The 25,214-nt window shown below is 66.7% G+C and carries 23 protein-coding genes; 12 read left to right on the top strand and 11 right to left on the bottom strand.

All coding sequences use genetic code 11. The annotated features are described in order from the left end of the window. Window positions 1–52: 52 nt before the first annotated feature. The gene (locus P5F91_RS11895; RefSeq protein ID WP_246134285.1) at window positions 53–607 is read left to right on the top strand and encodes a GNAT family N-acetyltransferase; all 555 of its coding nucleotides are present in this window, start codon (window positions 53–55) and stop codon (window positions 605–607) included. A gap of 10 nt (window positions 608–617) precedes the next feature. Here P5F91_RS11895 and P5F91_RS11900 read toward each other — a convergent pair whose 3' ends face one another. Continuing rightward, a complete protein-coding gene (locus P5F91_RS11900; protein ID WP_277907252.1) occupies window positions 618–1,304 on the bottom strand; it encodes a GNAT family N-acetyltransferase in 687 nt (228 codons plus the stop codon). A 66-nt stretch (window positions 1,305–1,370) separates the two neighbouring features. Further along, window positions 1,371–2,366 carry an alpha/beta hydrolase gene (locus P5F91_RS11905; protein WP_145609709.1) on the bottom strand — a complete coding sequence of 332 codons (996 nt, stop codon included), beginning with the start codon at window positions 2,364–2,366 and terminating at the stop codon, window positions 1,371–1,373. Between the two features lie 193 nt (window positions 2,367–2,559). Here P5F91_RS11905 and guaA point away from each other — a divergent pair, with 193 nt between their 5' ends. Continuing rightward, complete coding sequence (guaA, locus tag P5F91_RS11910; RefSeq protein ID WP_145609708.1) at window positions 2,560–4,122, top strand: glutamine-hydrolyzing GMP synthase; 1,563 nt, start codon at window positions 2,560–2,562, stop codon at window positions 4,120–4,122. A 299-nt stretch (window positions 4,123–4,421) separates the two neighbouring features. Here guaA and P5F91_RS11915 read toward each other — a convergent pair whose 3' ends face one another. The 4 genes from P5F91_RS11915 to P5F91_RS11930 all read right to left on the bottom strand — a co-directional run bounded on the left by P5F91_RS11915 (window position 4,422) and on the right by P5F91_RS11930 (window position 7,489). Next, window positions 4,422–5,063: a DsbA family oxidoreductase gene (locus P5F91_RS11915; protein WP_277907253.1), complete on the bottom strand. Its 642-nt coding sequence runs from the start codon at window positions 5,061–5,063 to the stop codon at window positions 4,422–4,424. An 84-nt stretch (window positions 5,064–5,147) separates the two neighbouring features. Next, on the bottom strand, window positions 5,148–6,074 hold the full coding sequence (locus P5F91_RS11920; protein WP_277907254.1) for an oxidoreductase: 927 nt from the start codon (window positions 6,072–6,074) through the stop codon (window positions 5,148–5,150). Window positions 6,075–6,138: 64 nt separating this feature from the next. Further along, window positions 6,139–6,783 (bottom strand): SDR family oxidoreductase, encoded by a 645-nt coding sequence (locus P5F91_RS11925; protein WP_277907255.1) that lies wholly within the window; start codon window positions 6,781–6,783, stop codon window positions 6,139–6,141. 85 nt (window positions 6,784–6,868) lie between these two features. Further along, complete coding sequence (locus P5F91_RS11930; RefSeq protein ID WP_088871135.1) at window positions 6,869–7,489, bottom strand: FMN-dependent NADH-azoreductase; 621 nt, start codon at window positions 7,487–7,489, stop codon at window positions 6,869–6,871. Between the two features lie 86 nt (window positions 7,490–7,575). On the opposite strand from P5F91_RS11930, the gene P5F91_RS11935 reads away from it, so the two are divergent. Further along, window positions 7,576–7,953 (top strand): winged helix-turn-helix transcriptional regulator, encoded by a 378-nt coding sequence (locus P5F91_RS11935; protein WP_277907256.1) that lies wholly within the window; start codon window positions 7,576–7,578, stop codon window positions 7,951–7,953. 753 nt (window positions 7,954–8,706) lie between these two features. On the opposite strand, the gene P5F91_RS11940 is transcribed toward P5F91_RS11935, so the two are convergent. Continuing rightward, on the bottom strand, window positions 8,707–10,290 hold the full coding sequence (locus tag P5F91_RS11940) for a carboxylesterase/lipase family protein (RefSeq protein WP_277907257.1): 1,584 nt from the start codon (window positions 10,288–10,290) through the stop codon (window positions 8,707–8,709). Between the two features lie 316 nt (window positions 10,291–10,606). Here P5F91_RS11940 and P5F91_RS11945 point away from each other — a divergent pair, with 316 nt between their 5' ends. The 6 genes from P5F91_RS11945 (at window position 10,607) to P5F91_RS11970 (ending at window position 16,443) form a co-directional block, all read left to right on the top strand. Beyond that, window positions 10,607–11,062, top strand: coding sequence for a nuclear transport factor 2 family protein (locus tag P5F91_RS11945; RefSeq protein WP_277907258.1), 456 nt, complete (start codon window positions 10,607–10,609; stop codon window positions 11,060–11,062). Next, window positions 11,059–12,525, top strand: a complete 1,467-nt coding sequence (locus P5F91_RS11950; protein ID WP_277907259.1) for an MFS transporter — start codon at window positions 11,059–11,061, stop codon at window positions 12,523–12,525. Before P5F91_RS11945 ends, P5F91_RS11950 begins: the two co-directional genes overlap by 4 nt. Before the next feature lie 17 nt (window positions 12,526–12,542). Continuing rightward, window positions 12,543–13,694: a Gfo/Idh/MocA family protein gene (locus P5F91_RS11955; RefSeq protein WP_277907260.1), complete on the top strand. Its 1,152-nt coding sequence runs from the start codon at window positions 12,543–12,545 to the stop codon at window positions 13,692–13,694. 43 nt (window positions 13,695–13,737) lie between these two features. Further along, window positions 13,738–14,790, top strand: coding sequence for a sugar phosphate isomerase/epimerase family protein (locus tag P5F91_RS11960; RefSeq protein WP_145609704.1), 1,053 nt, complete (start codon window positions 13,738–13,740; stop codon window positions 14,788–14,790). 235 nt (window positions 14,791–15,025) lie between these two features. After that, complete coding sequence (locus tag P5F91_RS11965) at window positions 15,026–16,036, top strand: sugar phosphate isomerase/epimerase family protein (protein ID WP_145609703.1); 1,011 nt, start codon at window positions 15,026–15,028, stop codon at window positions 16,034–16,036. Window positions 16,037–16,050: 14 nt separating this feature from the next. Further along, on the top strand, window positions 16,051–16,443 hold the full coding sequence (locus P5F91_RS11970; protein ID WP_277907261.1) for a C-glycoside deglycosidase beta subunit domain-containing protein: 393 nt from the start codon (window positions 16,051–16,053) through the stop codon (window positions 16,441–16,443). Between the two features lie 68 nt (window positions 16,444–16,511). On the opposite strand, the gene P5F91_RS11975 is transcribed toward P5F91_RS11970, so the two are convergent. The 3 genes from P5F91_RS11975 to P5F91_RS11985 form a co-directional block, all read right to left on the bottom strand. Continuing rightward, window positions 16,512–17,894: an MFS transporter gene (locus tag P5F91_RS11975; protein ID WP_277907262.1), complete on the bottom strand. Its 1,383-nt coding sequence runs from the start codon at window positions 17,892–17,894 to the stop codon at window positions 16,512–16,514. Between the two features lie 24 nt (window positions 17,895–17,918). After that, window positions 17,919–18,686, bottom strand: a complete 768-nt coding sequence (locus P5F91_RS11980; RefSeq protein WP_145609700.1) for a hydroxypyruvate isomerase family protein — start codon at window positions 18,684–18,686, stop codon at window positions 17,919–17,921. An 84-nt stretch (window positions 18,687–18,770) separates the two neighbouring features. Beyond that, entirely contained in the window at window positions 18,771–20,006 is a 1,236-nt protein-coding gene (locus tag P5F91_RS11985; protein WP_277907263.1) for an MFS transporter, read from the bottom strand. 299 nt (window positions 20,007–20,305) lie between these two features. On the opposite strand from P5F91_RS11985, the gene P5F91_RS11990 reads away from it, so the two are divergent. From P5F91_RS11990 to P5F91_RS12000, 3 genes are read left to right on the top strand one after another with little or no spacing between them, the layout of a single operon-like run. Continuing rightward, window positions 20,306–21,415 (top strand): LLM class flavin-dependent oxidoreductase, encoded by a 1,110-nt coding sequence (locus P5F91_RS11990; RefSeq protein ID WP_277907264.1) that lies wholly within the window; start codon window positions 20,306–20,308, stop codon window positions 21,413–21,415. Then, complete coding sequence (locus P5F91_RS11995) at window positions 21,412–21,972, top strand: NADPH-dependent FMN reductase (RefSeq protein ID WP_277907265.1); 561 nt, start codon at window positions 21,412–21,414, stop codon at window positions 21,970–21,972. The genes P5F91_RS11990 and P5F91_RS11995 overlap by 4 nt, the downstream gene beginning before the upstream one ends. A 27-nt stretch (window positions 21,973–21,999) precedes the next feature. After that, entirely contained in the window at window positions 22,000–24,402 is a 2,403-nt protein-coding gene (locus P5F91_RS12000) for a beta-glucosidase family protein (RefSeq protein ID WP_277907266.1), read from the top strand. Window positions 24,403–24,450: 48 nt separating this feature from the next. Here P5F91_RS12000 and P5F91_RS12005 read toward each other — a convergent pair whose 3' ends face one another. Continuing rightward, on the bottom strand, window positions 24,451–25,179 hold the full coding sequence (locus P5F91_RS12005; protein WP_277907267.1) for a TetR/AcrR family transcriptional regulator: 729 nt from the start codon (window positions 25,177–25,179) through the stop codon (window positions 24,451–24,453). Window positions 25,180–25,214 lie beyond the last annotated feature (35 nt).

Consider the following 25,214-nt stretch of genomic DNA (forward strand, 5'->3'; position numbering starts at 1 on the left):
TAACGGGAACGAGGGGCGGTGCATGGCTCACGGTCCGGCGGAAATCGGTTTGGTGCGGCCTGCCACCGTGGCGGACGCCGCGGCCATCGCCCGCGTCCATGTCGCCAGCTGGCGCACGACCTATCCGGGGCAATTGCCTGACGATTACCTGGTGGGCCTGTCGCCCGAGGCGCATGCTCAGCGTTGGCGCGGCCTGCTGGCCGGGCGCCAGCGCCGAACCTTCGTCGCCATGGGGGAGAACATCGCCGCGGACGGCCTGCCGGCCACGGGCGTGGTGGGCTTCGCCACCTGCGGCCCCCAGCGTACCGACATGCGCGGGTATGAGGGTGAATTCTATGCCATCTACCTGTACGACCACGCCCAGAACCAGGGCCACGGCCGCCGCCTGATGGCCGCCATGGCGACCGAACTGATGAGTTCCGGCATGCGCTCCGCCTGCGTCTGGGTGCTGCGCGACAACCCCGCCCGCTGGTTTTACGAACGCTTGGGGGGAAGTCGTCTGGCGGAACAGCCCATCACCTTCGCCGGCGCCCGCCTGACCGAGGTCGCCTACGGCTGGCTGGATCTGGCGCCCCTGGCCCGGCTGTCGTCGTACAGCGAGGGGTGAGTGGTTAGGGTCAGAGCCGCCGCAGCACGATGAAGTGCACAGCCCGCCGCACGCGGAAGCCCAGCTTTTCATAGATCCGCTTGGCGCCCTCGTTCTCGGTCTTCACGTGCAGGAAGGGCGTCTCGCCTTCAGCGACGATACCGGCGGCCACGGCGCTGACCAGGGCCAAGGCCAGGCCCCGGCCCCGGAAATCCGGATCGGTGCAGACGGCGCTGACCTCGCGCAAGCCGGGCAGGCGCATGCGCTGGCCGGTCATGGCCATCAGCCGTCCGTCCGGGCTGCGCAGGCCGAAATAGGCGCCCATGCGGATGGTGCCGTCCAGGAAGGGCCCGGGCTCCGTCCGCTTGGCCAGGTCCACCATGTCGGGCACGTCGTCGGCGGTCAGGCGGATCAGCGGCATCGCGGGCTGCGGTGTCAGGGTCTCGCACACCATCTGGTCCACCTCCCGCGCGCGCAGCACCTGCCAGTCGCCGGGCGGGATGTCCAGGGCCGCCGGGCTGACCAGGCCGATGCCCCGGCCCGATGGCACCAGGGCCGCCAGGTCGGTCAGCGCCGCCGCCGTGGGCTCGCCCAGGCCGGCGAGGGGGGAAATGTCGTCCTGATAGCGTGCGGCCAGGCCATGGACCTGCCCAAGGGACTGGTGGGCTATGGTCAGTGCGTTCCAGACGGGATTGTCGAGCGGGCTCAGGTCGGCCAAGGCGGGGTCCCTCAATCGGTTTCGCTATGGATGGGGATATACCTGCCTGGGCGCAAGGGTCGGTTGCTAATTCCCCGGCGCCGCCTTGTGGATGAAACCGGTGATGGCCTCCATCACGCCGGGCGCCAGGGGCAGGGTGGGGTCGGCGTATGTGGCGATGTTGGCCTTGGGCTCGGCCGGTGCTGCCTTCAGCATGTGGTTGGCGCCGGGGATGATCGCCAGCGTGGCCGCCGGTTGCGCCTGGGCCAGCAGGCGGGCGTCATCGACCGTCACCTGCAGGTCGGTGTCGCCCTGCAGCACCAGCAGGGGCACCGTCAGGGCCGCCGCCGCTTGCGTCGGGCTGACGGCCCCTTGGGAGATGACATAGGGCTGGATGGCGGGGCGGTAGAGCATTCGCAGGGCCGGCGGCACATCCTCCACCGTGCGGCCTTCCTTCAGCGCCGCCTCGATCGCCGCCACCTTGTCCAGGATGGCGGGCGGGGCGCCGCGGTCACGGATCTGCTGCAGGCGGATGTCGCCGAAGGGCCGCCCGGCGCCGGACAGCGACAGCACGCCGCAAACCGGCACCTTCTCCTTGGCCAGTTGCGCCGCCGCCAGGGTGGCGATGGTCGCCCCCTCCGAATGGCCCAGCAGCATGACGCAGCGCACCCGGGGTTGACGCGCGAGATAGCGAGCCCAGGCCGCCATGTCATCGACATAGGTCGAGAAACGCAGCTTGTCCTCGCCGGGGCAGGCGGCGGCACTCTTGGCGATGCAGCGCTTGTCAACCCGCAGACTGGCGACACCGTCGGCGGCCAGCCCTTGGGCGATCAGCTTCAGCACATTGCCGCGCACTGTCAGCAGGGTGGAATTGCCGTCGCGGTCCGCGGGGCCCGACCCCGCCTGCATCAGCACCGCCACCCCCTTCCAGTCCGCCGGTCGCATCAGGGAGCCGTAAAGGGATGAACCGCCGCTGTCTTCCAGGCTGACCTCGGTATCGGACGTGTCGGGGGATTGGGCCCATGCCGTCGGCGCCGTGAGGATCAGGGCCGCGGCCAGCAAACGGCGGGGGAAGGGACGCATGAATGCTCCACGGGAGGGTTATGTTTCGTTATTTAGCAAAATAACAAACCAAAGTCCAGCCGGTCCCAATCCGGCCGGTCCGTTCTCCCGCGTTCGGCGCGGGGGCCCCTTGCCTGTCCAACGCTTGCCGTGGCGGGGTGCCTTGGACTAGCGTGCGGCCACCCTCGCAACCCCCAATGATAGGGACAAGCCCATGGCCACAGAGACGACGTCCGATCGGGTCCTCATTCTCGATTTCGGGTCGCAGGTGACCCAGCTCATCGCCCGGCGGGTGCGCGAGGCCGGGGTGTACTGCGAGATCCACCCCTATTCCATGACCGAGGCGGCCATCCAGGCCTATGGGCCCAAGGCCATCATCCTGTCCGGCAGCCCGGCCTCGGTGACGGAAGAGGGCAGCCCCCGCGCCCCCGGCATCGTCTTCACCAAGGGCGTGCCCGTGCTGGGCATCTGCTATGGCCAGCAGACGATGTGCGAGCAGCTGGGCGGCAAGGTCGAGCCGGGGGAGACCCGCGAATTCGGCCGCGCCTTCGTCGATGTGAAGGAGCCCTGCGCGCTGTTCGAGGGCGTGTGGCAGGTGGGGGCCCGCGAGCAGGTGTGGATGAGCCATGGCGACCGCGTCGCCAAGCTGCCGGAAGGCTTCCGCATCGTGGCGACCAGCGAGGGCGCGCCCTATGCCATCATCGCCGACGACAGCCGCCGCTTCTACGCCGTGCAGTTCCATCCTGAGGTGGTGCACACCCCGCACGGCGACGCGCTGATCCGCAATTTCCTGTTCTCCGTCTCCGGCCTGTCGGGCAGTTGGACCATGGCCGCCTTCAAGGCCCAGGCCATCGAGAAGATCCGCGCCCAGGTGGGCACCGGCAAGGTCATCTGCGGCCTGTCCGGCGGTGTCGACAGCTCCGTCGCCGCCGTGCTGATCCATGAGGCCATCGGCGACCAGCTGACCTGCATCTTCGTCGACACCGGCCTGATGCGCGCCGGTGAGGCGGATGAGGTGGTGACGCTGTTCCGCGACCACTACAACATCCCGCTGGTGCATGTGGACGCGGCCGACCTGTTCCTGGGCAAGCTGGCCGGCGTCAGCGACCCGGAGGTAAAGCGCAAGACCATCGGCGCCACCTTCATCGAGATCTTCGATGCCGAGGCCAAGAAGATCGGCGGCGCCGGCTTCCTGGCCCAGGGCACGCTCTATCCCGACGTGATCGAAAGCGTCAGCTTCACCGGCGGCCCCAGCGTCACCATCAAGTCGCACCACAATGTGGGCGGCCTGCCGGAGCGCATGAACCTGAAGCTGGTGGAGCCGCTGCGCGAGCTGTTCAAGGACGAGGTGCGCCGCCTGGGCGTGGAGCTGGGCCTGCCCAAGGCCTTCATCGGCCGCCACCCGTTCCCGGGCCCGGGCCTGGCCATCCGCATCCCCGGCGAGATCACGCCGGAGAAGCTGGAGATCCTGCGCAAGGCCGACACGGTCTACCTGGAGGAAATCCGCAACGCCGGCCTGTACGATGTGATCTGGCAGGCCTTTGCCGTGCTGCTGCCGGTGCGCACCGTGGGCGTCATGGGCGACGGCCGCTCCTACGACTACGCCTGCGCGCTGCGCGCCGTGACCTCGGTCGACGGCATGACCGCCGACTACTACCCCTTCAGCCACGAATTCCTGGGCCGCGTGGCCACCCGCATCATCAACGAAGTGCGCGGCATCAACCGCGTGACCTACGACATCACCAGCAAGCCGCCGGGCACCATCGAGTGGGAGTGACGGGGCGTGCTTTTGGATATTCAAGGATAGTGCGTCGGGGTCTCGGCGAGGTAGGCGTTTCGATAGCTGTCGAAAGCTCGTAGCTCACAATTCACGAACTAGCATTATCCCCAAATTTGTCCTCGCGGCCGCAACCTAATGACACCCGGAGCGTAGGCCTTCAGCCGCCACTCGGCTAGGCGTGTAAACGACTTTGAGCAAGCATGGCCCTGTGGCCGACGATGGAGCGGAAGTTGTAGGCCGCTTTTGCATTGGAGCGCAACCCTGAGTGTTTCGCTGCGATGGTGACCCGGTCGCTGCTAGGCGGACGCGGCGACACCAGCAGCCTCACGGATAGCCGATGCAATCTCGTCTTCGCTGCGTCCTCCGTTGATGGCGATGCGTCCGCCAAATACAAAGTGGGGCACTGACCTGACCCCGGCCGCCATCGATTTGGCCGCCTCCTGCTCGACACGTCTGTGTTGCTCGCGGTTGAGCGCTATCTCACGAGCTTCTTCGCGTTCGAACCCATAGGCCACGGCAATGTCAGCGAGGACATCGGCGTCTGAGATGTTCCTTGCTTTCAGGAAATGGGCATCGGTGATCGCGACCGCGAACTGATGCTGCGTTCCTTTTGCTCGCGCCGCAAGAATCAACCCGTGCGCTGCCTGCGTCCTGTAGGTCCAGGGCTGACGGCTCAGGTCGAGATCAAGGCCAGATGCCCGCGCTTCCGCCTCCGGCCGGGCGAACGACGCCTTCGGATCCGTCACGCCATAGCGCGAGAGGAGAAGATCGGGAATGTAGAGGCCCTCGGCCGGTGCATCGGGAAGCAGAAGGACCGGATGTTGGCGGATGTCCACGTCCAGATCGGGGAAGCGTTCCGCCAGGACCTTGTCGAGACGGTGATGCCCGATGATGCACCAGGGGCAGGTGACCTCGGTGTAAAGATCGATTTGCAGCATTATCTCATTCTTCTGGTCGTTGAACCGACAGTCTTGGATTAATTGAGCCATTTCGCGTCGACTGCAGCGCCTTCCATCCATAAGTCAGGACGGGCCATCGACGGAGGGCAAGTCAGGGTCGATCCTGGTCATTTTGACGGACACATCCCACAGTCGCTTGGCGAGCTGTGGATTCCTCGCGTCTTTGGAGGGAACACCTTCACCGGAAGGACCGCGCAGCCCGGAGAGTCCCGTCGGCCCGTAGTAACCGCCTGGCTTTACTCGTCCGGTCGCTGCGTGCAGCGCGCCCCAGGCGCCCATGGCGGGCGTGGCGAATAGCAAGCCGATCAGCGACATCACTATGTTGCCCCACCGGCTGCCGCGGGCGAGGTTTGTCCCGGCAAGACCCGGGTGGCAGGCCACCGCCGTTACCGGCGCTCCTGCCGCCCTCAGCCGCCGATCCAACTCGAAGACGAAGAGCAGGTTCGCGAGCTTGCTGGCGCCATAGCGTGGAAGCCACCTGTAGCTCTTCTGAGCGCTAAGGTCGTCCCATTCGATCTTCGCGCCCTTATGCTGCCCGCTGCTCGTGATGACGATGCGCGATCCGGGCGTTTCCATGAGTTTCGGCAGCATGAGCGCGCTGAACGCGAAGCAGCCAAGATGATTGACGCCGAACGTCTGCTCGAAGCCCTGCGCTGTGTGCTTGAGCGTCGGTCCCTGCACGCCGGCATTGTTGATCAGCACGTCGACACACGGCTCCTTGGCGGCCAGTTCAGCCGCCCGTCGCACGCTCGCCAAATCCGCCAGGTCAAGTGGTAGGAACGCGAGCTCAGCTCCCGAAGTCTTTTGACGAATCCGGCTCATCGCGGCTCTCGCCTTCGCCTCGTCGCGGCACGCGAGCAGCACTCGCGCACGCCGCGCCGCCAGCGCGCTCGCCACTTCAAAGCCTATGCCGGTATTGGCTCCCGTAACGATGAAGCACTTGCCTGACTGATCGGGCACATCAGCCGTCGTGAACCCCTCGGATGGCATAGGTTTCTCCTTCCGTTTGACGAGCGCCTGGGTCTGTCCCGCAGATCGCGGATACCCTTTGCCCTCAGCTACGATTGGCTATCCCCGGCGCTGCGTTCACGAACTCCTTGGCTGTGACCTGATCGACCAGGAACTTCGCGAGGTTCCCGCGCGACAGCTTCGTGCCAAGCTTCGTCCTGCCGTACCAGCCAGCATCCACTTGGCCTGTTGCTGGCCCATCCTTCAGGTTGGGAATCCGTACCAGCGTCCAATCCAGGCGTGAATTGCTCACCAGTTCAGCGGTCGATTTGATGTCGTCATAGGCGTTGTGAACGATCAGCTTGAACAGCAGCACGAATGCTCGCGACTTGAGGTCGAAGCCGTCCTTCGGATCACGATAGGCGGCCGTCGAGATCTGGATGAGGCGACGAACGATCAGCTCTTCCATGACAGAGATGATCGTACCGACGCCGTGCATGATCGGCCGTGTCTCGCGCGCTTTCAGACTGTTGGGGCCCAAGGCGCTGATCACCGCGTCAGAGCCCGCGACGCACGCCTTGATCGCTTCGCGATTGTTCAGGTCACCGACGATGACCTCAATCTTGCTACCAAAGGCCGAAAGTTTTCCGGCGTCGCGCGTATAGACGGACAGCTTATATCCTTGTCGGAGCGCCTCTTCGATAATGTGTCTTCCGGTTGGTCCGGTCCCTCCAAAGAGAGCAATCTTCATCTCATCTTCCTCGTGGTCTTTGGCTTGGATCGACTGCTCTAGCTGCTGACATGCATGGTCGCCTGAGCAGCCGGCCGCTCCGCTTTCAGGCGGCCTTTTCCAAGACCGAACGAACCTGAGCTTCGGTGGCGGCGATGGCGGCCTTGGCCGCCTCAGGCCCGAAGACGGTTCCCTCCACGCGGACGATTTCGATGTCGGTCAGGCCTATGAAGCCCAGGAGGTGGCGCAGATAGCCGGTCTGGAAATCAAAGGCGGCCCAGTCGCCTTCTGAGAAGACGCCGCCTGCGGCCGTGACGACATAGACCTTCTTGCCGGTCAACAATCCCTGCGGCCTGCCGGCTTCGTTATAACCAAAGGTCACGCGCGGCCAAGTGATGTGATCGAACCAGGCCTTCAACTGCGACGACAGACCGAAATTGATCATGCCTGAACCCAAGACGATCACGTCAGCAGCCTTCACCTCATCGACGAGCTCCTGCGCAAGGCCAACCGCCTTGAGCTGCTCGGGTGTGCGCGCCTCGGGGGCCGCGACGCGGCCTTGAATGTACGCTTGGCCGATATGCGGGAGCGGGTTAGCCGCCAGATCGCGCGTCAAAACGGTGCCGCCCAAGCGAACCTTGAAGCCTTCGGCGATCTCGGTCGCGAAACGAGTGGACAGGCTCTCGGCGCCACGAGGGCTCGATGTAACGAGGAGGATGTTGGACATGGTTGCTCCGACGTGAACAGGGTAGTAAACTCTTGATACCAACACTATTAAGGTGACTGCCCTGTCCCTCGCAAGAAGGCACTCCGATGACACTTGGTGACATTGATTTTCCTACCCCCAGCAAAGGGGACGACTGCCGGACGGTTCGGGAAATCCTTGATCTCGTCGGCGACAAATGGAGCCTGTACATCATCGCAACGCTCAAAGATGGACCAGTTCGGTTCAATGAGCTGCGGCGTCGGATCGACGGCATCTCGCAGCGGATGCTGACGATCACTTTGCGCGGACTGGAACGCGACGGGTTGGTGAAGCGGACATTGTTCCCCACTATTCCGCCGCGCGTGGATTATGAGCTGACGGAGGTGGGGCGGACGCTTCTTGCGCCGGTAATGGGTCTCGTCACGTGGGCATACGCCAGTCAGGAGAACATCCAGGACGCTCGCGTCCGGTATGATGCAAGCTAAGGCGTGTGTGAACAAATTTGAGCCAGTATCGAGCGGTGGCGATATGGACCAGGCCGAGAAAGCTGTTGGCCAATTTGCTGCGTCGGAGGCGCATCTCGCCAGTGGCAATGCCGAACGATACGCTAGGCAACGACTTGGTGGTCATTCCGGTAGGCGTCGGATCCGGTGCAAGCCAGACTTTGCCTGTTCGCGTAGGCGCCGGGTTGTGCCAACGCTGACGGTACTTTTCGCCGCAATCTGGGTTTGGGCGTCAGAGCTGTACAGGATCAGGAAGAACCGATAGTAGCCGATAGATGGCTTGCGGACGTCGTCGGAAATTCCTTAACGATATCAGCAGTGTAGCTTTTTGACGGGTCCTAGGCCGGTAATAACTGGTCCGAAAAATATTTTCTGCAATGAATTCAGATGGTTGGTTTGGCCCCGAACAATGGAGTGGGAGTGAGGGGGCGTAGGTTCGGATACCTCCGCGGTTCAGATCGCGATATCGGCGAGGTGGTTTTGCCGATAGGCACCGATCGATGTCCAAGGAGACGGGGCGGCCCATCAGCCGCACGATACCAAGGTGCAGTGGTACCCATGGCCAGGACCACCGCCCTTGTATGTCGATATCAGTCTTTTCGTGAGACGGCGTGGCGCCGGTGGTTGAACTTCTATAGCCCTCTTCCTTGAGGGCGGGCTTGAGATCAGGCGCTTGCCTGCTTGAACAGCTGGAACGTATTTGAGGGCTCCCGCTGTTTTCCGACTTCGACTTGCTTAAAAAAGCGAAAGCCGGCCGCCGGAGGCGACGTAGTCCTTGAATGCCGCGAGGCGCGCCTCGCTGGAGACGCCCAGGCGCGGGCCGGTGGTGTCGCCCAGGCCCATCACCGTCGGCGCGCCGAGCGCCACCCGGGGCCACGGGGCACCGGGAAGGGTGGGGTCGCCTTGCTTCATGAAAGCCAGCCAGTGGGCCTGGAGCGTCCGTGAAACGGCGCGATCCCGGTCGGTGAAGGTGCGGCCGCCCTTGTCCAGGGCGCCCATCACATAGGGCACCTCGGCGGTGTGGAAGGCGCCGAAGTCTTGGCCGTCGATGGTGGCAGGGTAGGGATGATCATAAAGGTAGGCGTAGACCGTCTGCCCGCCGGCCGCCCGCGCTTGGGCCCACAACACCATGCCGGCCATGTAACGGTCCTGCGCCAACAGTTTGTATGAGGCGCGCGCCTCGCCATCGGTGGCATGGGGGTAAAGCGCCAGCAGGCGCTCGGCGGACGTGCCATAGCGCTCATGGAGCAGGGCGGTGAGGTCGGCGGCCGTCAGCTGACTGTTGCCGAACAGGGTGCCCTCGTCGGCGTTGAAGCCGGTCATGACCGGCACCTTGCTCGCCACCGGAGCCGCCGGATTCTCCGGATCCCCGGCGACGACGATGGTGTCCAGGTTGGGGGCGAACACGATGGCGGGTATCGACGGTTTGGCGCCGGGTTTGGGCGGCGGAACGTTGGCGGCCTGCTGCACCGCATCGGCCGGCAGGGCGCGCAGCTCGGCCAGCGACCGGGCGCCCATCTTCTCCGCGAACGAGACGCCTGTCGTCTCCGCCTCGGCCAGCGATGGCATGTGGATGCCCATGGCCGAGCCGCTCTGCGCGATCGCGCGCTGGAACAGGCCTTTGGCAAGCGGTGACATCATCAGGTCATTGACCGAGGCGGCGCCTGCGGACTGTCCGGCGATGGTCACGCTGTCAGGATCGCCGCCGAACTTGGCGATGTTGGCGCGGACCCATTTCAACGCCTCGATCATGTCGAGCAGGCTGTAGTTGCCTGAACTGTGCAGGGCCGATTCCCGGGTGAGGTCCGGGTGGGCCAGGAAACCGAACACGCCGAGCCGATAGTTTATGGTGACGACGACCGCGCCGTTGGATGCCAGGCCGCCGCCCTCGTAAACCGGGACGGTGCCGGACCCGCTGCCGAAGCCGCCCCCGTGTATATAGACCAACACCGGCAGCTTGCCGTGGGCCGGGCGCGGCCTCCAGACGTTCAGGTAAAGGCAGTCCTCCGACACCGGGCCTTGGATCAGGAACTCCGACGTGAAGGGGCCGAATTTGCCAGGCGGGCCCTGGTAGCAGGCCGGCGACGCCTGGGTGGCGTCGCGCACCCCCTGCCATGCCTTGGCCGGCAAGGGATCATGCCAACGCAGGGGGCCCACCGGGGCCTGGGCGTAGGGGATGCCCAGGAATTCGTCGACCACGCCTTTTTCCGCACCGCGGATTTCACCGGAGTTGAGCTGGATGGTCGGCTGGGCCGACGCGGCGGCCGGCAACAGGAACAGGGCGACGGCCGCGCCCGCCAACATCTTGTACGCCCTCACGAGTAGCGCCTCCCGATTTTTATAATGGTGATGGTTTACAACAAGGCGGCTTTCGCGACAATCGATAAGAATGAAAATTCTTATTATGATAGGCGTGAACTCCGCGCGGACTTGGCCCTTGGGAAGCGCGGGGGCGGTGAAAAAAAAGCCGCCACCTCCCACTGTGGGAGGGGCGGCGGGGGAAATGCTGGGATGGGAGTGAAGGTCGCCAGCCGGATCATGATAGCGCATGTCATATAGAATTATAATCTGAATTCATGTTATAGCTTGTGAAGCGCCCCTGGGCGGCGCCACGACAATAAAGGGGAGGAGCGACATGCGTTGGTACCGGGCCGCCGTGTTCTGCGGGATGGGGATCTTGGGCGTCGCGGCGGCGGCGGCGCAGGCGGCGGACGGGGGTGGTTGTCCCCCCGGCCAGGCCATGAAGCGGGATGATCCTGCGAGACTGGTCCAGGACTTTGCGACCCAGCTGCTGGTGCGTAAGGACGCCCGCGGCGCTTATGAAACCTTCGCCGCCGCCGATATGGTCCAGCGCAACCCGCCGTTCGGCGCCACCCGCGACAGCACCATCGCCCAGTGGGAAAAGATGACCGGCTTGCCGGACTCGCGCTTCGTCATCGAGACGGTGGCCGTGGCCGGCGACGTCGGGGTGATTCATTTCCGTGGCCAGCTCAAGGCCGGGGAGGCGGGCGCCGTCATCACGCAGCACGACCGCCTGCGCTGCGGCAAGATCGTCGAGGAATGGGCGGAGTTCAGCGCGGGGGCCAAATGACCGGCGTGGCTTCGGCCGGCCCCCGGCCCAGCGCGGCGTCCGCCATCGATCAGGCCGCCGCCATGTCCCCAGGGCGCCGGAAATCGGCCCTGGTCATCGTCGCCGGCGCGTTCATGATGGACTTGATCGACCTCACCATCGTCAACGTCGCCTTGCCCTCCATCCAGCGCGACCTGGGGGCTGGGCCGGCGGCGATGCAATGGATGGTGGCCGGCTATGCCGTCGCCTTCGCCGTGTTGCTGATCACGGGCGGCCGGCTGGGGGATACACACGGCTACCGCCGTTTGTTCATGGTGGGTGTCGCCGGCTTCACCGTGACATCGCTGCTGTGCGGCGCGGCGGCCAGCCCGGTCCTGCTGGTGCTGGCGCGCCTCGCGCAGGGGGCCGCCGCCGCCTTGATGCTGCCCCAGGTGATGTCGCTGATCCAGGTGATGTACCCGCCGGCGGAGCGTATCGGCGCCCTGGCTATTTTCGGCGTGCTGGGCGGGCTGGCGGCCGTCCTCGGGCCCATCCTGGGCGGCCTCCTGATCGAGGCCGACCTGTTCGGGCTGGGCTGGCGGCCCATCTTCCTGATCAATGGCCCCTTGGGTGTGGCCGGCCTGATCGGCGCCTGGCGGGTCCTGCCGCCCGGGCGGTCATCGCGGGCCAGCGGCGTGGACGTCCTGGGCACGCTTCTGATCGCCGCGACCTTGCTGGCCGTCATCCTGCCGCTGATGCAGGGGCGGGAGGCCGGCTGGCCTTGGTGGTGCCTGGCGTCGCTGGCCGTGGCGCCCCTCCTGGGCTTGCTGTTCGTCCGGCATGTCCGGCGGCGATCGACGACGGGAACCGCCCTGGTGGACCCCGGCCTGTTCGCCAACCGGGGCTTCACCGTCGGTGTGTGCATCTCCCTCTGTTTCCAGGCGGTGACGGCGGGGTTGCTGTTCATCCTGACCCTGACGCTGCAATACGGCCTGGGCTGTTCGCCGCTGGAGACGGCCTTGGTGCATGTGCCCTACGCCGTGGGCGCCTCGGTGGCGATCGGCGTTGTCGCCCGGCGGGTGCTGCCGCGCATCGGCCTGCGTCTCATCGGCATCGGCGTGGTGATCATGTTCGCCGGCCTGGTGGTGCTGTTCGCGCTGATTTCGGCGCAGGCGCCTCTGGTGGCGATTGGCGGCGCGTTACTGGTGACGGGAACGGGCATGGGCTTGACCGGCGGTCCGCTGGGCCCTGTGACCTTGTCGGATGTCGATGTGGCCCATGCCGGTGCCGCGTCCGGCACCATGAAGGCGGTCCAGCAGTTGGGTGCCGCGTCCGGTGCCGCGTTGATCGGCAGCCTATATTTCGCCCTGGCCCGCGATCTCGATCCCGATCACGCGCGCCGGAGCTTCCTGGCGACCCTGCCCCTGGTGGCGGGGCTGTTGCTGGTCGTGGGCGGGATGGTCACGCGCCTGCCCAAGGATCTGCGGGTTTTCAGCAAGACATGACCGGAAGGGAGGAAGGGATGTCCAATGCCGTTCTGCGCCTTGGCCTCATCGGTGGCGGCCCGGGCAGTTTCATCGGGCCCGTTCACCGCATGGCGGCGGAGCTGGACGGCCGGTTCCGCCTGGTCGCCGGTGCGTTCAGCAGCGACCCCGACCGGTCGCGCCAGGGGGGTGCTGCCTACAGCGTCGATCCCGCGCGGGCCTATCCCAGCTACGCGGCCATGATCGCCGCCGAGCGGGAGCGGGCCGACGGCATCGACGTTGTGGCCATTGTTACCCCCAATCATCTCCATGTGCCGGCCAGCGTCCACGCCCTGCACGCGGGCCTGCATGTCATGTGCGACAAGCCCGCCGCCCTCACCCTGGCGGAAATGCGCGACCTGGCGGAGGTCGCCGCCCGCGCGCGCGGCCTTTATGCCCTGACCCACACCTACACCGGCTATCCCCTGGTCCGCGAGGCCCGGGCGCTGGTGGCGGCGGGCCGCATCGGCCGGCTGCGCAAGGTGGTGGTGGAATACAGCCAGGGCTGGCTGTCCACTCGGGTGGAAACCACGGGCCTCAAGCAGGCCGATTGGCGGACCGATCCCGGCCGCTCCGGTGCCGGCGGCTGTATCGGCGACATTGGTGTCCACGCCTTCAACCTGGCGGAATTCGTCACCGGCGCGCTGGTTACCCGCCTGTGCGCCGACCTGTCCATCCTGGTGCCGGGCCGGCGCCTGGATGACGACTGCAACATCCTGCTGCGGTTCGATGACGGCACGCCCACCGGCGTGCCGGGGGTGCTGCAGGCCTCCCAGATTGCTGCCGGCGACCGGAACGGTTTGCGCCTGCGGGTCTTCGGCACCGAAGCCGGGCTCGACTGGTCGCAGGAAACCCCGAACACCCTGACCATCAACGGCCTGGACGGCCGGACCGAGGTGCTGCACGCCGGCGGCGGGGCCGTGGGCGCGGCGGCGCAAGCTGCCACCCGTCTGCCCATCGGGCATCCCGAGGGCTACATCGAGGCCTTCGCCAACCTGTACCGCGATTTCGCCGCCGCCATCCATGCCGGCCGCCTGCCCCCGGACGGCACCTTGCCCGGCGTGGACGCCGGCTTGCGCGGCATGGCCTTCATCGAAACGGCCGTGGCCAACAGCGCCGCCGGCGGCGGCTGGGTTCGGCTGGCCGTCTGAGGGCCTATCTGACGGGACCTGATCTGACGGGAAAGAAAAATCCATGCGAACCATCAAAGGGCCGGGCATCTTCCTGGCGCAATTCGCCGGCGATGCCGCCCCCTTCAACAGCCTGGCCGGCATTGCCGCCTGGGCCGCGGACCTGGGCTTCAAGGGGGTGCAGATCCCCAGTTGGGATTCCCGCCTTTTCAACTTGCGCCTGGCGGCGGAAAGCCGCGACTACGCGCAGGAAGTCACGGGCACGCTTGCCGCCCACGGCTTGGCCGTGACGGAACTGTCCACACACCTGCAGGGGCAGCTGGTCGCCGTCCATCCCGCCTATGACGCGCAGTTCGACGGCTTCGCCGACCCGTCGGTGCGCGGCAATCCGGCGGCGCGGCAGGCCTGGGCGGTGGAGCAGATGCGGATGGCCGCGCGGGCAAGTGCCAACCTGGGGCTCACAGGGCACGCCAGCTTTTCCGGCGCACTGGCCTGGCCTTACCTCTATCCCTGGCCGCAGCGGCCGGCGGGCCTGGTGGAGGAAGCGTTCGCCGAACTGGCGCGGCGCTGGCGGCCCATCCTGGATGCGTTCGACGACGTCGGCGTGGACGTCTGCTTCGAGCTGCACCCGGGGGAGGACCTGCACGACGGCGCCACCTTCGAGCGCTTCCTGGAGGCCGTTGGCCAGCACCCCCGTGCCAATATCCTGTTCGATCCCAGCCATTTCGTGCTGCAGCAGCTCGACTATCTGGCCTTTATCGACCTCTATCATGAGCGGATCCGCGCCTTCCACGTGAAGGATGCGGAGTTCCGGCCCAACGGGCGGTCGGGCGTCTACGGCGGCTATCAAGGCTGGGTCGACCGGCCAGGTCGCTTCCGGTCGCTGGGCGACGGCCAGGTGGATTTCAAAGCTGTCTTCTCCAAGATGGCAGCCTACGACTATCCCAACTGGGCCGTGCTGGAATGGGAATGCGCCCTGAAGCATCCCGAGGACGGTGCCCGTGAAGGCGCGCGCTTCATCCAGGACCACATCATCCGCGTGACCGAGCGGGCGTTCGACGATTTCGCCGATGCCGGGGGCGACAGGGCGCTGAACCGCCGCCTGCTCGGGCTGTGACCGGGCGCATCATTTGCGGGATGATTGATTTTCCAGAATAAGAATAATAATATTGATACCAATATCGTTCTGTGGCGGTCCCTGCCGGTTTTCCGGCGCACGCGGCTGCCATGACCGGGCGACGCGCGCGGGGAGGCGCGGGTTCGCCATCCGGAATCCAAGAGATCGGGCTCTGGCCTGAGACCGCCGTCCAAACCGGCTCCCGGCGGGGCCGCATCTGACAAGGACAGCCTTCATGTCGACGTACGACATCAAGCGGGGCGTCAGCCTCTACAGTTACCAGGAAGAATATTTCCTGCGGCAGAAGTCGCTGGAAGACCTGATCAAGGTGTCCGCCGAGATGGGCGCCAACGGCATCGAGCTCATCAGCGAGCAGACGTTCCCTGATTATCCCAACCCCCTGGACCCGTCCGTCTACGACAACTGGCACGCGCTGATGGCCAAGTACGGCACGACGCCCGTCTGCCACGACTTCATGCTGGACTATAAGAAGTACAAGGACCGGCCGATGCCGTTCGAGGAGCAGGTGGCCTCCTGCAAGGTCGACATCGACCATGCGGCCCGCCTTGGCTGTCCCTACACCCGCGCCCTGGTGTCCATCGATCCCAAGGTGCTGGTGGCGTGCGCCGATTATGCGGAAAGCCGCAACGTGCGCCTCCTGATCGAGGTGCATGCGCCGCTGCACTTCGATCATCCCTGGATCATCCGCCATGCCGAGGCGTTCGAGAAGTCGGGCTCCGACTACCTGGGATTCCTGCCGGACATGGGCATGTTCCTGTTCGCCTTCCCGCCGGTGTGGAAGGAGAAGTTCATCCGCGACGGCGTGCCCCAGCACATCGCCGACTACATCTGCAAGGCCTACGAAGACCGGGTCCTGAGCGAGTACGTGATCCTGGAGGTGGAGAAGATGGGCGGTGTCGGCCCCGCCATCGGCATGGCCACCACCCTGCGCCACAACGCGGCGTTCGAGCCCAAGCGCATGCTGGACCACATGGACCGCATCTGGAACATCCACGCCAAGTTCTATGAGATGACGGAGGATCTGGTGGAGCCGTCGATCCCGTATGACGAGATCATCCGCGTGCTGAAGCAGGGCGGCTACAAGGGCTACATCTGTTCGGAATATGAAGGCAACCGCTGGATCCAGGACGCCTTCCCGGTGGACTCCATCGAGCAGGTCCGCCGCCAGCAGGAAATGTTCAAGAAGCTGATTGGTGAGCCGCAGGCCGCCGTCGGCGCCGCGTGAGGGGAGGGGCCACCATGTTCGACAAATACATGATCTGCGAGGACGGTTTCGGCAACGTGGTCGAGGACGGCCAGGTGGTCGGCTTCACCTTCCTGGCCCGGCTGCCCTACTACCGCGGCATCGGCCTTTCCATGGTCGAGGACATCGGGGTCATCATCGATGGCGAACCGGTTTCCCGCCAGGATGTCCGCTTCTCCGTCCGCGGCCGCACCTGGACGCTGGACGAGATGGAGACGGAATACACGGAACGCTGGAACTTCGGTGAGAAGGCAGCGGTGACGGTGCTGCGTCCCGACGGCCTGGCGCCTGGCCGGCATCGCCTGCAGCTGTCGGAGCGTATCCGCGTTTCCTATCTTCCCTTCGTGCCGACCACGCGCGACACGAAGGAACTGGTGATCCCGGCATAGCCCTTCCATTCCATGCCGGTACTGGGGCGCGGCGGCTTGACCGTCGCGCCCCTTTTCTTGCGCCGGTTTCAGGCCTGGGCGCGCTTGGGTATGGCGGGATAGAAGCTGATGCAGATGATCTGCAGCACCAGCACCAGGAGTGCCGGCACATAATACAGCGCGTGCACCATGTGTACGGCCCCGTCGCTGACGGCGGCGGGATTGTAGTCGACCCACGCCAGTCCATAGGCGATGACGGCGCCGCCCAGGGCCATGCCGATCTTGGTCGATAGGCTGATGCCGGCCGACAGCAGGCCCTCATGCCGCACGCCGAAATGGGCTTCGTGATAGTCCACGGTTTCAGCCGCCATGGCGAAGATCGCCGTCATGGTGACGCTGATGAGGACCGAGGCCAGAATGTAGATCGCCAGGAACAGCCAGGGCTGGCCTTCGGCCAGGGGCAGGACCAGGTACAGCCCCGTGGCCGCGATCAGCACCAGGCGGTTGCCCTGGCGCATGCCGAAGCGGCGCAGATAGGGCGGTGCGATCGCCGACCCGATCAGCAGGGTGCCGGAAATGGCCGGCAGCAGGATGGAGATCATCCACGGCTGGTGTAGGACATTCAGGGCGAAATACGCCGTCACCGCCAGCACGGCACCGAAGCGGATGAAGTTCAGGATGGTGAACAGGAACACCACCAGCCAGGCGCGGTTGCGGACCATGTTCGCGACGGCGGACAGGGTGGCGGGCGGTTCGCCGCCCCCATCATGGATGACTTCGCGGCAGTTGGCGAAAAGGTTCAGAATCAGCGCCACCGACACGCCGGCCGCCAGCAGCGCGGTCAAGAGGAAGCCCTGGGCCTTGTCGCCGCCGCCCAGCGCCGTCACCAGGGGCATGGTGCCGGCGGTGGCGAAGATGACCGACAAGGCCGTGCCGGCGGAGCGCAGGCTGCCGACCTGCACCCGTTCCCGCTGGCGCGCCGTCATCATGGGCAGCAGCGCGCTGTAGGGAATGTTCACGACGGAGAACAGCAGGCCCAGGATGATGAAGGTAGCGCCGGCCCAGACCAGCTTGCCGGTGTCTCCCAGGGGTGGAACGTAGAAGACGGCCACCGAGAATAGGCCGAAGGGCACCGCGCCATAGAGGAAATAGGGCCGGGTCCGGCCCCACCGGCTGCGTGTCCTGTCCACCAGAAGGCCGACCACCGGGTCGATCCCGGCGTCCAGCAGCCGTGACAGCAGGAACAGCGTGCCGACGACGCCCACCGGCAGCAGCGCCACGTCGGTATAGAAATAGAGCAGGAAGGCCCCGACCATGTTCCAGCACAGGCCGAAGGCGAAGTCGCCGGCGCCGTAGCTGATCTTGGCGCGCCAGGGCAGGGCGTCGCCCGTGGCGGTCGGGATGGGGGCGTCGCCGGTGGCCGGATGGGCTGGGATCGGGGCGGCGATGCCGCCCCCGGTGTGCGTGGACATCGCCGTTGCTCTCCCCAGGTGAGGTTACAGGCCCAGCGCGGCGCGGGCCGTCGCCAGGGTCTCCAGGGTCGGGCCCTCGGGCTTGTATTCCAGGCCCACGGCACCGGCGTAGCCCAGGTCCCGCAGAACGCCGACATAGCGCGGCCAATCCACCGTGCCGTTGCCCGGCTGATGGCGCCCGGGAACGTCGGCGACCTGGATGTGCCCCACCAGGTGGAAACGGCCGGCCAGCACCTGAGCCGGGTCTTCCCCCATCACGGTGGAGTGGTACATGTCATACAGCAGGCGCAGGTTGGGGCTGCCGACCTCCTCCACCATGTCCAGCCCTTCGGCCGTGCTGTCGAGGAACATGCCCGGATGCTCGACGCGGGTGTTGAGCGGTTCCAGCAGCAGCAGGATGCCGGCCTGTTCGGCCAGGGCGGCCGCCTGCTTCAGGATGCCGACGGCGATGTCATGCTGTTCCTGGCGCGACACGTCCGGCCTCGTGAAGCCGGACGCCACCACCAGGGCCGGCGCGCTCGCTTCCTTGGCGGCGCGCAGGCTGTCACGCACCGCCGCCAGGAATTCCTCGTGCTGGGCGGGGTCGATCAGGCTGCGCCGCGGTTCGACGACCATGCTGGCCAGCCGCACCCCGGTCTCGTCCAGGGCGCGGCGCACCGCCGCCAGGGGTTTGTCCCGCCACAGGTGGAACTCCACCGCCGTCAGCCCCGCAGCCTTGGCGGCATGGATGCGGTCGGGAAAGGACGGGTGCTCGGCGGCGAACAGCCACTCGATGCAGGCGGCCAGGTACATGGGGAAACTCCTCGGTTGGGAAGGGCCATCGCGCGCCCCGTCATGGGGCGGCTTCATGGCCGAATTGGTCCGGCGGGGTGCGCGTCAGGGCACCGCGTCCAGGGGGGATGGCTTGGCGCTCAACAGGGCCGCCAGGGCGGCACCGGCGGCGGCGAGGGCCACGAGGCCCATGGTGACGAAAGCGGCCTGTACCGTTCCGTTCGTCAGCGCCTTGGCGCCGGCGACGACGAAGGGGCTGGTGAATTGGCCGAGGAAGAAGCAGGAGGCCCAGATGCCCATGCCGCGCCCGCGATGGGCGAAGGGCAGCACGCCCTGTGCCCAGGCGATGAGGGACGGCACGGTCATGCCGGCTCCCATCTGCTGCAGCAGCAACAGGGCCAGCATGATCCTGTAGTCGCCCGACAGCCCGACGCCGGTCAGGCCCACGCCCAGCAGGGCGAAGAAGCCCGCCAGCTGCAGCGCCGTGGCGCGCTTGCCGAGGTAGCCGAACAGCAGCGTGCCGATGGGGACGCCGATGCTGGCCACTGAGATCAAGGTGCCCACCCTGCTGGGGCTGTCGACGCCCACCTCGCGGAACACCAGGCCGCCCTGGATGATGAAGACGTAATAGATCGTGGAGGCCAGCAGGGTGACGGCGCCGTACAGTGCCACGGCACGCATCGGGAAGGAGGGGACGGGCCCGTCACCTTCCGCCGACCGGGCCTGGGGTGTGGTGGACTTTTCCGGCTCGAAAATCAGGACGTACATGCCCAGAAAGATGGGCAGGGCGATGAGGTAGATGAGGAAGACGCCGTTCCAGCGCAGTTCGGTCAGCACACCGGACGCCGCGATCACGGCCGGCGCCAGGGCCGAGCCGGTGACCCCCTGGATGACCAGCCATTTGCGCCGACCCGCCGGGTCGTAATAGTCGGCGATCAGCGTGTTGACGATGGTCAGGATCGCCGCCTCCGCCACGCCCAGCAACAGGCGGGACGCGATGACGGCATGAAGGCCGTCCAGGAAATAGGGCAGGGCGCCCGCGATGCCGTACAGCAGCGTCGACCAGACCAGCAGCGGCCGCCGGCCTAGACGGTCCACCGCCAGTCCGGCGAAGGGGGCCAGCACGGCGATGGCCAAGCCCGGCGCGGAGACCAGCACCGGCACCAGCAGCGACGCGTTCGCGACATCATGGAAGTGGTCCAGGATGGTCGGCACGGCCGGGGCCAGCGAGATGATCGCCAGGATGGGCAGGAACCCGCTGATCACCAGGATGATGCCCTGTCCCAGACCGGCCTTGCGCTGGGCGCCCTCTGTCGGCGCGATGATCGCCCGATCCACCATGAATTTCCTCCCTGCGGCGTCGCACGCCATAACAGAATTATTATTTTGAAAATAATGAGGACGAGGGAACTGTTTTGTCAACGCGGGAGTCGGTCGCGGCGCACCAAAACGGTTGTTTTCCTCGCATGGAGCCATTTTTTCGAACGGGCGGCCGGTTTCGATTGACGGCAAGCGATTTCGTCGGTTACAGATTAAGAATAACAATTCTAATTTATGTGCCGAGTTCGGCTTGAGGGCCGACGGCCGGACCGCGACGGGACGGTCCCACGCCGGAACAGGGCGACCTAACGGAGGAAACAGTGCGCTTCTCGACCTTTCTGAACGCCCGCTCCATGGGGCCGGAGCAAGACCGCACCGTGATGCTGGGCATGATCGACCATGCCGAACGGGCCGAGGCGTCCGGTTTCGACGCCGTCTTCCTGCCGGATCATCATTTCACGGGCTACATGCCCATGGCGTCCGATCCCTTCCTGTTCGCCGCCTACCTTGCGGCGCGTCTGAAGCGTGTGCATTTCGGCTTCTCCGTCACCACCGTGCCGCTGCATCACCCCGTGCGGTTCGTGGAACGCATCAACATCCTGGACCAGCTGACCGAGGGGCGGATTCTGGTCGGCGTGGGCAGCGGTACGACGCCGGAGGAGATGATCGGCTTCGGCGTGAACTACAAGGACGCCTCCCGCCTGGCGGAGGAGAACCTGGCCATCGCCGAAACGCTATGGGCCAAGGCCGCGCATGACGCGCCGGTCGTCTTCGACAACGGCCATTACAAGGGCGAGGTGGTGCAGCGGATCGCGCCGGTGGCCTACACCCCGGGCCATGCCAAGCTGATGCCGGTGGCCATGAAGGAGACCAGCGCCCGGCGCGCGGCGGAGCACGGCTGGCCCGCCTTCATTCCGGCGTTCACCCCGCCCCGGATTGGCGGGACGGAGCCCATGGTCCATGTGCGCAAATACTTCACCGCCTATCGCGACATGCTGATGGCGGCCGGCCACGCGCCCGAGGTCGTGGCCCATGCCCTGTCCTGGTCGACGCACACCTACCAGTGCGTGCACGTGGCGGAGACCGACGCGCAGGCCCGCCGCGAACTGGAGGACATCCTGACCGTCTACCAGGAAGCCGTTGACCGCGAGGCGGCGTTCAACGCCAAGGCCGAGGCGACGGAGGCCAACAAGAAGACGGACCGGACCCCTAACGCCCTGACGGAAGACTGGATCGGCACCTGGTGCCTCTACGGCAGTCCCGAGACGGTGATCGAGCATCTGCGGCCCTACCAGGAACTGGGCATCGGCAACATCCTGTGCGGCATGCTGACAGGCCCTCTGACCGAACGGCGCATGGCCTACGCCAACCAGACGCTGGACCTGATGGCCCGGAAGGTCATTCCGGCCCTGAGGGGGGCCGGGCGATGAGCCGGCCGCTGATCGTCGGCTTCGGCGGCACCACCCGCCCGGGCTCATCGGGCGAGCGCATGGTGACGGCCGTGTTGTCGGCCGCCGCGGCCCTGGGGGCCGAAACCCGGCTTTTCGGCGGCGCCGACCTGGCGGCCCTTCCGCACTTCGCGCCGGAGAATCGCCAGCGCACGGCGGAGCAGCGCGATTTCGTCGACGCGGTGCGCGCCGCGGACGGCCTGGTCATTGGGTCCCCCGGTTATCACGGCGGCGTCTCCGGCCTGGTGAAGAACGCCATCGACCTGCTGGAGGACTTGCGTGACGACGACCGCCCCTATTTTGACGGGGTGCCGGTCGGATTGACGGTCACGGCGGCCGGCTGGCAGGCGGGCGGCGTGACGCTGACGGCGTTGCGCGGGATCGTTCACGCGATGCGGGGGTGGCCCACCCCGCTGGGCATTGCCGTGAACACGGTGGCGCAGAAGCCCTTCGATGCCGAGGGGCATTTAGTCGACGCCGGCATCCTGGAGCAGGTCCAGGTCCAGGCCCAACAAATCATGCTGCTGGCTGACCTCTGATCGCCGGCGCCTTGGGGGAATTTTCAAATGTCTGTCGATTTGCCGGATGATCCCGTCGCCATCGCCCCGCTGACGAGTGGCCGTGACATGTGGTCGACGGCCGAACTGCCCGGCATCCGTTCCATCAAGATGGCGGACGGCCCGATGGGCATCGCCTCGGGCCGGGTCGATGAGCGGGACGTGGCGGCCTTGACGCCCTGCGGCACCGCCCTGGGGGCCAGCTTCGACGCCGACCTGGTGGCCCGCGTGGGCGCCATCGTGGGCGATGAGGCGCGGCGCCTGGGCGTGGACGCCGTGCTGGCGCCGAACCTGAACCTGCAGCGCAGCCCGCTCTGCGGCCGCGCGTTCGAGCTGTTCGGCGAGGACCCCTATCTCGCCGGCGCCTTGGGCGCCGCCTGGATCGCCGGCCTGCAGAGCCGGGGGGTGGGGTCCGTCGCCAAGCACCTGGTGTGCAACGACAGCGAGACCGATCGCGACAGCATGAACGCCGTGGTCGACGACCGCGCCCTGCGCGAGGTTTACCTGCTGCCGTTCGAAATGGCGGCGACGGCCGGCTGCGTCGGCATCCTGGCGGCGTACAACCGCCTCAACGGCCATTATTGCGTGGAACATCGCCAGCTGCTGAGGGATATCGTCAAGGGGGACTGGCGCTATCCCGGCTTCATCGTGTCCGACTGGTTCGGGGGCCGCGACACTGTGCGTTCCGCCCTGGCGGGACTGGATCTGGACATGCCCGGTCCCGACCGGGTGCTGGGGACGAAGTTCGCCGCCGCGGTGGCGGCCGGCACGGTGCCGGCGGATCGCCTGGCCGACGCGGCGGGCCGCGTGGCCGGGGCAGTGCGGGCCATCGACGGGCTGCCGCGCGGCAAGGCCGTTGCCGACCCGGACGGCGTGCTGGTCGAGGCCGCCGCAGCCGGCTTCGTGCTGCTGAAGAACGAGGGGGACGTGCTGCCGCTGGCGCCGACCGCCGTGCGGCGGCTGGCGATCATCGGCCCCAACGCGACCAGCCCCTGCCTGCAGGGCGGCACCTTCGCCAAGATCGCGGTGCGTCCCGACTTCGTCACGCCGCTGCGCGCCATCCGCGAACGCTTCGGTGACGCCGTCGAGGTGGTCTATGAGCAGGGCGTGGCGCCGGAATACCGCCTGCCGCCCCTGAGCGTCACCCCCGCCCGAGACTTGGGCGATGGGGCGTCGCGCGGCATGACGGTGGAGTTCTTTGTCGGCGATGGCGACGGCGAACCCGTGTTCGCGGAGACCCGCGACACCAACTCGCTGACATGGTTCGTCGGGCTGCCGGGAACGGATCACCTGAAGCAGGCCGGCCGCATCCGGGCCAGCGGCTGGTACGTGCCGGAACGCGACGGCGCGCATCGCATCCACATTGGCGGCACGGGCAGGCTGCGCCTGGCCGTGGACGGCCGCGAGGTGTTCAGCGGCGGCGGGCCGGTGGCGCCGTCCGACCTCATGGGCATGCTCAAAGGCGGGGACAGCCAGTCGGTGGTGCTGGACTTGGCCGCCGGCACGCCCGTGCTGCTGTCCTTCGAGGTGGCTTACACCCCGGCGCGGGCCCAGGGCCTGTGGTATGGCATGGCCGGCCCGGACCTGCCGGCCGAGATGCTGGCGCGCGCCCTGGCCGCGGCGGCACGGGCGGACGTCGTGTTGCTGATGCTGGGTGAGACGGCGGACGCCGGCGTGGAAAGCAAGGACCGCCCCGGCACGTCCCTGCCGGCCGCGCAGATCGAGCTGCTGCATCGCCTGCGGGAGGTCAACCCCAATATCGTGGCCATATGCAACGTGGCCCACGCCTTCGACCTGTCCTGGGAGGAGAAGGTGAGGGGCCTGATGATCACCTGGTACCCCGGTGAGCAGTATGGGCCCGCCTTGGCCCAGGTGCTGGCCGGCGACCGGGAGCCTGGCGGCCGGCTGCCCCTGAGCATCGCCCGCCAGGACGGCGATTACCCTGCCTTCGGCCTGAAGCCGGAGGCGTCGGGCGACGTGCCCTACCGGGAGGGACATCTCATCGGCTACAAAGGCATGCAGGCCGCCGGCACGGCGCCGCTGTACGCCTTCGGCGCCGGCTTCGGTTATACCCGGTTCACGGTATCCGAGCCCTCGCTGACCCCCACCGCCGATGGCGGCGCCATGGTGGCCGCGAGGGTGCGCAACGTCGGCCCGCGTGCGGGCAAGGCGGTGCTCCAGGCCTATGTCGCCGGGCCGGACGGTATCCGGCACTTGCGCGGCTTCGCCAGCGTCGTCGTTCCGGCGGGGGAGGAGGTGCCGGTTCACCTCACCCTGCCGTCGCGCGCCTTCGCCCACTGGGACACCTCGGCGGGCGGCTGGCGGACGGCCCCGGGCCGGCACGACGTGACGCTGGGGTGGAGCAGCCAGGACCTGCCCCTGCGGCTGGTCATCGAGCGGACGGCCGCCTGAAAGGCCGGATGGCGGCACGCGCGGCGGCGGGGCACGCGGGATGGGCGTTCAGCCCGCCTTGACCTTAGTGCTGGGCCGCCCGCGCGGCTTGCGCTGGGGAACGGGTGCTGCGCCGTCGGGTCCGTGTTTCATGTCGGCCTGCGGGTCGGGATCGACCGAAGAAGCCGGCCGGCCGCCGTCATGGGCGATTGCCGTGGTGGTGCGGGGCTTGGTCATGAGATAGGCCGCGAAGGAATGGGTGAGATCGCGCTTCAGCTGTTCCCATTCCCACGCGTCCCCCTGTTCCCGGTTCGACCCCAGTCCCAGCACGCGGGCCAGGGCGGAATACATGATGTTGAACCCCGCCTGCACCGCGCGTTCCGGGTCGGGGTGCGCGATATCATCGCGATATCTCAGAATCGCCAGCTTGATGTCGGCGATGGCCGCCTGATGGGACATCTTGCCCAAGCGGGCCACCACCGGGTCATGGTTGGCGCGCAACATCATGGCCCTGAGAATGTCCGCATGATGGCGCAGGTGCTCCGCCATGCCCGCGGTCAGCGCCGCGACCAGGTCGTGCAGGTTGCTCGTCTCCAAGGCCACCCGCGCGATCAGTTGCCGCTGTTCGTGCTGGATGTCCGTTTGAACACGCTCCTGCACCACGCGGATCAAATCATCCTTGCTGTCGAAACGGCAGTAGATCGAGCCGACGGACACCTTCCCCACACGACTGACGTCGGTGAGGGTGAATTCATCGTTGCCATGGATCTTCAGCAGATCCTGCGCCGCCGCCAGCATCCGTTCGTACGAGGCCTTGCTGCGACTTTGCACGG

Source organism: Nitrospirillum amazonense (genome assembly GCF_029594735.1).
GTDB lineage: Bacteria > Pseudomonadota > Alphaproteobacteria > Azospirillales > Azospirillaceae > Nitrospirillum > Nitrospirillum amazonense.

Bases quoted from the DNA above. Each gene is read 5' to 3' on its own strand.
- P5F91_RS11905 (WP_145609709.1), bottom strand. From the start codon at position 2,366: ATGCGTCCCTTCCCCCGCCGTTTGCTGGCCGCGGCCCTGATCCTCACG.
- guaA (WP_145609708.1), top strand. From the start codon at position 2,560: ATGGCCACAGAGACGACGTCCGATCGGGTCCTCATTCTCGATTTCGGG.
- P5F91_RS11915 (WP_277907253.1), bottom strand. From the start codon at position 5,063: ATGCTGCAAATCGATCTTTACACCGAGGTCACCTGCCCCTGGTGCATC.
- P5F91_RS11920 (WP_277907254.1), bottom strand. From the start codon at position 6,074: ATGCCATCCGAGGGGTTCACGACGGCTGATGTGCCCGATCAGTCAGGC.
- P5F91_RS11925 (WP_277907255.1), bottom strand. From the start codon at position 6,783: ATGAAGATTGCTCTCTTTGGAGGGACCGGACCAACCGGAAGACACATT.
- P5F91_RS11930 (WP_088871135.1), bottom strand. From the start codon at position 7,489: ATGTCCAACATCCTCCTCGTTACATCGAGCCCTCGTGGCGCCGAGAGC.
- P5F91_RS11935 (WP_277907256.1), top strand. From the start codon at position 7,576: ATGACACTTGGTGACATTGATTTTCCTACCCCCAGCAAAGGGGACGAC.
- P5F91_RS11945 (WP_277907258.1), top strand. From the start codon at position 10,607: ATGCGTTGGTACCGGGCCGCCGTGTTCTGCGGGATGGGGATCTTGGGC.
- P5F91_RS11950 (WP_277907259.1), top strand. From the start codon at position 11,059: ATGACCGGCGTGGCTTCGGCCGGCCCCCGGCCCAGCGCGGCGTCCGCC.
- P5F91_RS11955 (WP_277907260.1), top strand. From the start codon at position 12,543: ATGTCCAATGCCGTTCTGCGCCTTGGCCTCATCGGTGGCGGCCCGGGC.
- P5F91_RS11960 (WP_145609704.1), top strand. From the start codon at position 13,738: ATGCGAACCATCAAAGGGCCGGGCATCTTCCTGGCGCAATTCGCCGGC.
- P5F91_RS11965 (WP_145609703.1), top strand. From the start codon at position 15,026: ATGTCGACGTACGACATCAAGCGGGGCGTCAGCCTCTACAGTTACCAG.
- P5F91_RS11970 (WP_277907261.1), top strand. From the start codon at position 16,051: ATGTTCGACAAATACATGATCTGCGAGGACGGTTTCGGCAACGTGGTC.
- P5F91_RS11975 (WP_277907262.1), bottom strand. From the start codon at position 17,894: ATGTCCACGCACACCGGGGGCGGCATCGCCGCCCCGATCCCAGCCCAT.
- P5F91_RS11980 (WP_145609700.1), bottom strand. From the start codon at position 18,686: ATGTACCTGGCCGCCTGCATCGAGTGGCTGTTCGCCGCCGAGCACCCG.
- P5F91_RS11985 (WP_277907263.1), bottom strand. From the start codon at position 20,006: ATGGTGGATCGGGCGATCATCGCGCCGACAGAGGGCGCCCAGCGCAAG.
- P5F91_RS11995 (WP_277907265.1), top strand. From the start codon at position 21,412: ATGAGCCGGCCGCTGATCGTCGGCTTCGGCGGCACCACCCGCCCGGGC.
- P5F91_RS12000 (WP_277907266.1), top strand. From the start codon at position 22,000: ATGTCTGTCGATTTGCCGGATGATCCCGTCGCCATCGCCCCGCTGACG.
- P5F91_RS12005 (WP_277907267.1), bottom strand. From the start codon at position 25,179: ATGCTGGCGGCGGCGCAGGATCTGCTGAAGATCCATGGCAACGATGAA.